Source organism: Paenibacillus sp. VTT E-133291 (genome assembly GCF_002264395.1).
Taxonomy (GTDB): domain Bacteria; phylum Bacillota; class Bacilli; order Paenibacillales; family Paenibacillaceae; genus Paenibacillus_AQ; species Paenibacillus_AQ nitricinens.
Window position 1 is genome coordinate 1 of the sequence record NZ_NFVA01000155.1, and the last position, 7,482, is coordinate 7,482.

The window sequence follows — 7,482 nt, forward strand, 5'->3', positions numbered from 1 at the left end:
AGTCATCGACAGTGGTCTTTTTGTTGTATTTATTTACTTAAAGGGTTAGTACGATTTAAATTTTGTTTGACAGACTACAGTGTTTAACCCATAATACAATTCATACTAAACATATAAGAATTGTAGGGGGAATGGAGTATGTCATATTTTAATTTATCTTTTAAGAAGCCGCTTCTGTTTGGGGCAATATCAATATTACTATTGATGGTGATCGCGGGTTGCTCCGGATCTACTAATAAGGCTGATTCCAATAAGGAAGCTTCGGAAAATGCGAGTGCAGCAACTCAGAGTCCTCAAGCAGCAGAGCCGGCAGCAGGAGGAACCTTCGTCTATGGTCGTCCTGCTTCTGTAACCTCGCTGGATCTGCATAACCAGATTACGTCCAACAATGCTTTTGCTATCGACAAAGTATTTGAATCGTTGGTTGCTTTTGACAGCAAGGGCGAAATTGTAGATTGGCTTGCGAAGTCACACAGTATTAGTGAGGATGGATTGACGTATACTTTTGAACTTCGTGAGGGTCTGAAGTTTTCAAACGGTACGGATGTGACTGCGGAAGATGCTGTATTCTCCCTTGAGCGCCACTTGAAGGTTGGCGGCCCACTGGAAATATCTGCAAAGGTGGACGCAATCAAAGCGCAAGATAACAAAACACTTGTTATTACGCTTAAAGAGCCTTATACACCATTTATCTCAGAGCTATCCAATTTCTCAAATGGCATCTTGCCTAACCATTTTGGTGGAGTTCCCGAAGAAGAATTCTTTAAGAAGCCCATCGGAACGGGGCCCTTTGTGGTTGAATCATGGGATACAGCGGGTGATCTGACCTTCACTAAGAATAAATTCTACTGGCAAGAAGGTAAACCATATATTGATAAGCTAGTTTATAAGTTGATTGAGGATGATAGTCAAGCAATCAATCAGCTGAAAGCTGGAGAAGTTAATGCTATTGAATCTTTAGCGCTGCAAAATGCCAATGAGATCAAAGATGGAGCTGACACAAAAGTAATTACTAATGGTAGTTGGGTAACAGAGCAATTGTTCTTTAATACGCTGGATGAACATTTTTCGGATGTGCATGTTCGCCGCGCTCTGGCTCTGGCGCTTGATCGTGAAGGCTTGACCAAAGCGTTAACCTTTGGATATGCACAGACGGCAAACTCATTGCTGCCAACAACGATTCCTTATAACTCCAATGATACAATTAAGGCTCTGAACTTCAATGTCGAGGCGGCCAAGGAGGAGCTTGCTAAATCTGCCTTCCCTAATGGATTCACTACTAAATTACTTGTAGCTTCCGGCAATAGTACCAGAGCACAAGAAGCACAAATTATTCAGGCAGCGGGTCAAACGATCGGGATTACAATTGAGATTGAGTCGATTGAGCTTGCTACTTTCCGTGAACGGTTCTTTGCATATGATTTCGCCGCAATGCTCAACAGCGGTCAAGCCGACTCCCCAGAAGCGAACTCGATTATTGCTTTTCAAACTGATCCGGAAGGCTTCAGCAAATCATATTGGACCCATTATACGAATGATGAAGTAACGAAGCTGCTATATGAGGGCCAAAAAACAGCGGATGGCGATGGCCGTGCGCAAATCTATACTAAGCTGCTGCAGACACTTGCTGATGAAGTGCCGTATATTCCGCTTTATTATCCAGATGTTCTGAAAGGTATCCGTTCTTCAGTCGACGGCCTTGTTGTTCTACCTAACGGCAGCGCCCGTTTCGAAGATGTCCGCATCAGCCAATGACGAATCTTAAGCAGGTGTTAAATCAACCGAGAGGAAGCAAAGACTCTTACAACTGGCTTGTGATATCACTTATAAAAGCGCTGGCAGTAATCTGCTGCGTAATGATAGCAGTCTTTTTCATCATCCGGATTGTGCCTGGAGATCCAGCTAAAATGATATTGGGAGAATACAGTACCCCTGAGGCGCTTAAGAGTATGCATCATACTCTTGGGCTGGACCTCCCTTTGTGGGAGCAGTTCCTGCGATTTCTGAAGACGCTATTTACTCAGGGGGATACCGGAAACTCCATTGTTATGGGTACATCAACAAGAGAGTTGATTATGCAGCGAGCCCCTGTCACATTGTTGCTCATAGTAATAGCGTGTGTGTTGGCGATTTTGGTATCGCTTCTGCTTGCTACAGTAGCAGCTACGCATAAGGATAAACTGCTGGATCATTTAATACGTATTTTTCCTACAATAACTTTGGGTATGCCAATCTTCTGGGTTGGCTTACTTTTAATTTTGCTCTTTAGTGTCCGGCTCGGCTGGTTCCCCGTTGGGGGAGTAAGTGAAGGGTGGATTGGAACCTTGCACAGTCTTGCACTTCCGGCAATCACCGTTGCTTTCTCACAGATTCCTACGCTGGTCCGTTCGTTAAGAGCACAGATGCTTGAAGTGTTAGAATCGGATTTTGTAGTTACACTTAAGGCTGCCGGAATACCAAGCAGGGTTATTTTATTTAAACATGTGCTGCGTAATTCGGCTCTTCCAACACTGATGCTGATGGGTGTGAATATTTCTTATCTAATCGGCGGCACATTGGTCGTTGAACAGGTGTTTGGAATAAAGGGAATTGGCAGCTTGTTGTTCACTTCAATTTCGAAACGGGACTTTCCGGTTATTCAAGGAATAGCACTTTACTGTGCGTTAGCTGTTGTGATCATCAGTCTCTTGATTGAAATCATTTCTTGGTGGCTTGATCCCAGAACGAAGGGAAAACAATGAAAACTATAAGAATAGAGCCACGAATGTATGAGGGTGGCAAGATGACTAGTGGCTTAAAGCGAATATGGAATACCCCTTCACTTCTAGTGGGAATTATTATGTTTGCAGCTCTTATGTTCTTGACTGTATTCATAGCGTATATAAGTCCCTATGATCCCTCCGAGCAAAATTTGAGTGCCTTTCTACAGCCTCCGTCAGCCGAGCATTGGTTGGGAACAGACCAACTGGGACGTGATCTGTTTACTAGATTGATTTATGCAGCGAGGACGGATTTAAAAATCATGTTCTTGGCAGAAATCATTCCCTTTTGTATAGGTGTGTTTCTAGGAATGCTAGCAGGATATTACGGCAAATGGATTGATACAGTTATTACGCTGCTGTCAGATACGTTGATCGCTTTTCCTTTTTATCTAATCGTCATTATCGTGGCTTTTGCCAGTGGAGCAGGAGAACGAGGCATCTATATTACGTTTATCCTTGTAGGTTGGATTGTTTTTGCTCGTGTAGTGAGAGGTCTTAGCGCATCTTTTCGCAATCAGGAATGGGTGGCATCCGCTCAAACCTTAGGGCTACCCGGAGTAAAAATTATTTTGCGTCATCTGCTGCCCAATGTGCTTCCGCAAGCCGTGGTCGTTCTTATGACAGACATGATTGGATTGCTTGTTGCCATTGTTACACTAGGGTATCTTGGGATCGGCATTACACCGCCAACTCCAGACTGGGGAACTATGATCTCGGATGGACAACCCTTCATCACTACAGCTTGGTGGCTCTCAGCTGTCCCAGGATTTGCAGTGGTGTATACCGGAATAGCTTTGTCGCTCCTAGGTGATGGTTTGGCAGACATATGGAGGAAAAAATGATGTCTATACAACCCATTTTAGAAATAAATGCACTATCGCTGGCTGCAAAGTCAAAAGAGAGATTAGTCAACAATGTTAGCTTTTCGCTGAGCAAAGGGGAGAGTCTAGGATTAGTAGGTGAGTCGGGTTCAGGAAAATCGCTTACGCTGCGTGCAATTCTGGGACTACTTCCAAATGGTGTTGAACAGACAGGTGGCACCATTAAGAGTGACGTAAGCAGTGCGATGGTGTTTCAAGACCCGAGAGGTGCGCTTGATCCACTCTGTATGGTTGTCAATCAGCTGGCTGAAGTAGTGTATTACAGACAGAGAGTAAGCCGAAAGGCTTCGCGAATGATTGCGCTGGAGCTACTCGAAAGGCTGGGTCTCCCTGATTCTTTAAAGAAAAAGGACCGATATCCAAGTCAGCTGTCAGGCGGTCAGTGTCAACGGGTAGTCATCGCTTTGGCACTGGCATGCAAGCCAGGCATTCTTCTCTGTGATGAGCCGACAACGGCGCTGGATGTCACGGTTCAACGGCAAATTATTGAAACGATCACGAACGTCCAGCAGGAGCTCAGTTTTGCCATGGTTTTTGTAACCCATAATCTCGCGATTGCAGCCAGCTTATGCTCACGCCTATGTGTAATGAAACAAGGGCAGATTGTTGAGCATGGCGCTACCCTTGATATTTTGCAAAATCCATCCGACCCTTACACACAGATGCTGATTGATTCGGTGCTTCCTTTGCCAGAGCTTGAAGGGAGTAGAGACTTATGGAACTAGCCTTGCAAATAAAAGATTTAACTGTTCACTATGGCGGATTTACTGCACTGGATTGTATCAATCTGAATCTTGAGCAGCACACCACTCTTGGACTTGTTGGTGAATCCGGCTCAGGCAAATCTACGCTGGCTCGAGTAATTGCTGGACTGATTGCCCCGCATGAGGGAAAGATCCTGTTAGGTACCCAAGAGTTAAAAAAGAAAAGAAGCCGGGAGCATCGTAAAATAATCCAGATGATCTTTCAAAAAGCATTCGATTAGGCAAATTCTTTCCGAGCCCTTATTGTTTCATAAAATAGTGGGACGTTCGGGCGTTGAGCAAAGATGTAAAGAGCTTTTGAGCCAGGTTCATTTGGAGCAAAAGGCTTTAGATAAATTCCCTCACGAATTTTCTGGTGGTCAGCGGCAACGGATAGCGATCGCTCGTGCATTAAGCGTTGAACCAAATATCCTGATCGCCGATGAACCTACGAGCGCGCTGGATGTATCTGTGCAGCTTAGTGTGCTCGAACTGTTCAATACGCTGAAAACTGAGCTTAATCTCACTATGCTTTTTATTTCCCATGATCTAGGAGTTATCAATGCAATTAGCGATACGGTAGCAGTTATGCGGCAAGGAAAGCTCGTGGAGCAGAGTCCCAAGGATCAATTCTTCATCCGGCCTAAACATGAATATAGTTACGAGCTGTTGTCGGCGGTTCCTAAAATGCCAAAATCAAGTACATCAGGAGGTTTCTTATGAGCCCAGAACATAATATACATGTGCCACTTTCAGTGACTGAGTATAATAAGCTTACACAATTAATTTCTACAATCTTGTTTACTGAGCATACACCAGTTATCATCCCAGCTGAGGCAATTCTGGGAATCGAGGCAGTGGCTGCAGGAATAGCCGCGCCTGGTCGAACCATTGTAAATGTAGTAACAGGTCCCTATGGAAGTCTATTTGGAAAATGGCTTGAGCGGGGAGGAGCAACGGTAATTGAAGTAAAGGTTCCTTTTGATGAAGTGGTCACTGGAGACCAAGTTGCTTCCGCAATTAAAGAGTTTAACCCTTGTGCTCTTTCCTTTGTTCAGGCTGAAGTGGTTACAGGTGGATCTAATCCGGCTAAAGAAATATTCAGGATTGCAAAGGAGTACAATCTCATTACTGTGACGGACTCGGTTTCTGCGGTTGGGGGAGAGGTGTTACTGGTCGATGAATGGGGAGTTGATTTTGCTGTGATAGGCGCGCAAAAAGCCTTGGCTGGACCTAACGGCGTTAGCGCCGTCAGTATTTCACCACGTGGCTGGAAATTTCTTGAGTCTAATAAAAATGCACCACGTAACTCCATTTTGTCCTTGCTGGATCTCAAACCTTCGCTGGATGGCGCCGCGCCACTACGAGTTGCTCCAAATATTCCGACATTAGAGGCTAGAGCTTTGATCCTGACCTTGACACGAATTGAAGAAGAGGGATTGGAGCAAATCATTCAGCGTCATGAAAGGGCTGCAGCTGCTACATTAGCGGGTATAGAATGCTTGGGGCTTGAGCCTTGGCAAAAGGACAGCAGACATTATTCTACACTGACTACAACGGTTCGGATTGGTGGAAGGCAAGACTTGCAGATCGAAAAACCTATAGGCATTGTGGCTCCAGGAGACGGAGAATTATTTGGACATCTTTTGCGGATCAATCATTTTGGAACAAATGCTGCTCGTAAAAGTGTAGAGGAAGCCATGTCAACGCTTGCTGAGTTGTTGAAACAAAACCCTGATCAGGCATTACAAGCTGTTCGGCTGGCTTGGGGGGAATGAAGATGATCCATAAGCATCCAGAGCTACATACATTCATGGATATTCATATAGCAGGCATCGAAGGAAAACGTTTTAATGTTGTGATCAAGGATGGCTATTTTTCATCTATTACTGAAGCGGAGCCGCAACAAAATAATACAACTCCTACAGGCACAGAACTATGGATAACGCCTGGTATTATTGATCTTCATACGCATCTTGCTTGGACAGACTTTGATCATACGGACCAATTGAAGCGCGACTCCCATCAGATCGAGGCCATGCAGGCGCAAGCATTTGAGGCTACTCTAAGGACTGGTGTAACGACTGTACGGGATGCAGGAGGAATTACCCCCAGCACAGTGAAGCATCTTGTTCAGCAGTATCAGCAGCCTTTAAGAGTGCATACGAGCAGTGAGATGCTTGGAGCAGCAGATGCCCGTGGACTTAAGTATTTGGAACAACGGATGGCGCAAATCTTTGCTACAGGAGCGGGCTGGATAAAAATCATGGCCACAGGCGGTCTAGGGGCACCCACCGAGAAAGTCGTAGATCCGATCTTTTCCGAAGAAGAGTTCGCATTCATTGTTCGTAATGCACATGCTTATGATAAGAAGGTACTGGTTCATACCTGGGGTGGAGTAACGATAGACTGGTCCATTCAGGCCGGCGTGGAATCTATAGAGCATGGGATGTTTCTAACTGAAGATCAGGCAGGGAGACTTGCTAGTTCAGGGGTGGCTTTTGTACCTACTACATCTATCTATCGCATTGCTGCAGATCCGAAAGGCGTTCTAGCCTTGAACCCGATTATTTGCGAACGAGCTGCCCGCGCTGCTGAATCGCATTCCAAAGCCATTAATTATGCAAAAAGAGAAGGCGTTCGTATAGGATTCGGTACAGATTATGCTACACCTTCATTACATGGTTATAACCTTCAAGAGCTGGATACGTTGATTGATTATGGCTTAACACGCAAAGAAGCATGGCAATCTGCTACTAAAAGCGCTGCTGATATTCTAGGGAATGGAAATGAGCTGGGGCAGATTGCAGAGGGGTTTATTGCAGATGCTGTTATTTTCAATGTTGATCCATACCAGGCCTATAATGCGGAGATACTTCGAAACAGTATCGTTTCCGTAATTACTGGAGCGAAGGAAGCGGAATTAATTTAGATTCTTTTAAGCTCTCTTCTAAAAACAACTGATATCTTTTGCAGTTGTTTTTCTTTTATATTATGGAATGTATACAAGGCAACAGTATATAAAGATAGAGTGTAATCATTAATACTTGATTTATGGTTTTTAAATATTTGAAAAAAAGTGTTGCAATGAATCTC

The 7,482-nt window shown here is 44.5% G+C and carries 8 protein-coding genes; all 8 read left to right on the forward strand.

The window, feature by feature from the left end; translation table 11 throughout:
* The first annotated feature begins 138 nt into the window (after window positions 1–138).
* The 8 genes from CA598_RS30520 to CA598_RS30550 all read left to right on the forward strand — a co-directional run bounded on the left by CA598_RS30520 (window position 139) and on the right by CA598_RS30550 (window position 7,318).
* On the forward strand, window positions 139–1,755 hold the full coding sequence (locus CA598_RS30520; protein WP_094878926.1) for an ABC transporter substrate-binding protein: 1,617 nt from the start codon (window positions 139–141) through the stop codon (window positions 1,753–1,755).
* Complete coding sequence (locus tag CA598_RS30525) at window positions 1,752–2,741, forward strand: ABC transporter permease (RefSeq protein WP_256990722.1); 990 nt, start codon at window positions 1,752–1,754, stop codon at window positions 2,739–2,741. The genes CA598_RS30520 and CA598_RS30525 overlap by 4 nt, the downstream gene beginning before the upstream one ends.
* Window positions 2,738–3,604: an ABC transporter permease gene (locus tag CA598_RS30530; RefSeq protein ID WP_094878927.1), complete on the forward strand. Its 867-nt coding sequence runs from the start codon at window positions 2,738–2,740 to the stop codon at window positions 3,602–3,604. Before CA598_RS30525 ends, CA598_RS30530 begins: the two co-directional genes overlap by 4 nt.
* The gene (locus CA598_RS30535) at window positions 3,601–4,368 is read left to right on the forward strand and encodes an ABC transporter ATP-binding protein (protein ID WP_256990723.1); all 768 of its coding nucleotides are present in this window, start codon (window positions 3,601–3,603) and stop codon (window positions 4,366–4,368) included. The genes CA598_RS30530 and CA598_RS30535 overlap by 4 nt, the downstream gene beginning before the upstream one ends.
* On the forward strand, window positions 4,359–4,628 hold the full coding sequence (locus tag CA598_RS33210; RefSeq protein ID WP_256990724.1) for an ATP-binding cassette domain-containing protein: 270 nt from the start codon (window positions 4,359–4,361) through the stop codon (window positions 4,626–4,628). The genes CA598_RS30535 and CA598_RS33210 overlap by 10 nt, the downstream gene beginning before the upstream one ends.
* A 76-nt stretch (window positions 4,629–4,704) precedes the next feature.
* Complete coding sequence (locus CA598_RS33400; protein ID WP_373455857.1) at window positions 4,705–5,109, forward strand: ATP-binding cassette domain-containing protein; 405 nt, start codon at window positions 4,705–4,707, stop codon at window positions 5,107–5,109.
* Window positions 5,106–6,164, forward strand: a complete 1,059-nt coding sequence (locus tag CA598_RS30545; protein ID WP_094878929.1) for a pyridoxal-phosphate-dependent aminotransferase family protein — start codon at window positions 5,106–5,108, stop codon at window positions 6,162–6,164. Before CA598_RS33400 ends, CA598_RS30545 begins: the two co-directional genes overlap by 4 nt.
* A 2-nt stretch (window positions 6,165–6,166) precedes the next feature.
* Entirely contained in the window at window positions 6,167–7,318 is a 1,152-nt protein-coding gene (locus tag CA598_RS30550) for an amidohydrolase family protein (RefSeq protein WP_094878930.1), read from the forward strand.
* Window positions 7,319–7,482: the final 164 nt, after the last annotated feature.

What these genes read in the sequence shown, in the direction of transcription:
- CA598_RS30545 (WP_094878929.1), top strand. Translation starts at nt 5,106, where the DNA reads ATGAGCCCAGAACATAATATACATGTGCCACTTTCAGTGACTGAGTAT.
- CA598_RS30530 (WP_094878927.1), top strand. Translation starts at nt 2,738, where the DNA reads ATGAAAACTATAAGAATAGAGCCACGAATGTATGAGGGTGGCAAGATG.
- CA598_RS33210 (WP_256990724.1), top strand. Translation starts at nt 4,359, where the DNA reads ATGGAACTAGCCTTGCAAATAAAAGATTTAACTGTTCACTATGGCGGA.
- CA598_RS30525 (WP_256990722.1), top strand. Translation starts at nt 1,752, where the DNA reads ATGACGAATCTTAAGCAGGTGTTAAATCAACCGAGAGGAAGCAAAGAC.
- CA598_RS30550 (WP_094878930.1), top strand. Translation starts at nt 6,167, where the DNA reads ATGATCCATAAGCATCCAGAGCTACATACATTCATGGATATTCATATA.
- CA598_RS30520 (WP_094878926.1), top strand. Translation starts at nt 139, where the DNA reads ATGTCATATTTTAATTTATCTTTTAAGAAGCCGCTTCTGTTTGGGGCA.
- CA598_RS30535 (WP_256990723.1), top strand. Translation starts at nt 3,601, where the DNA reads ATGATGTCTATACAACCCATTTTAGAAATAAATGCACTATCGCTGGCT.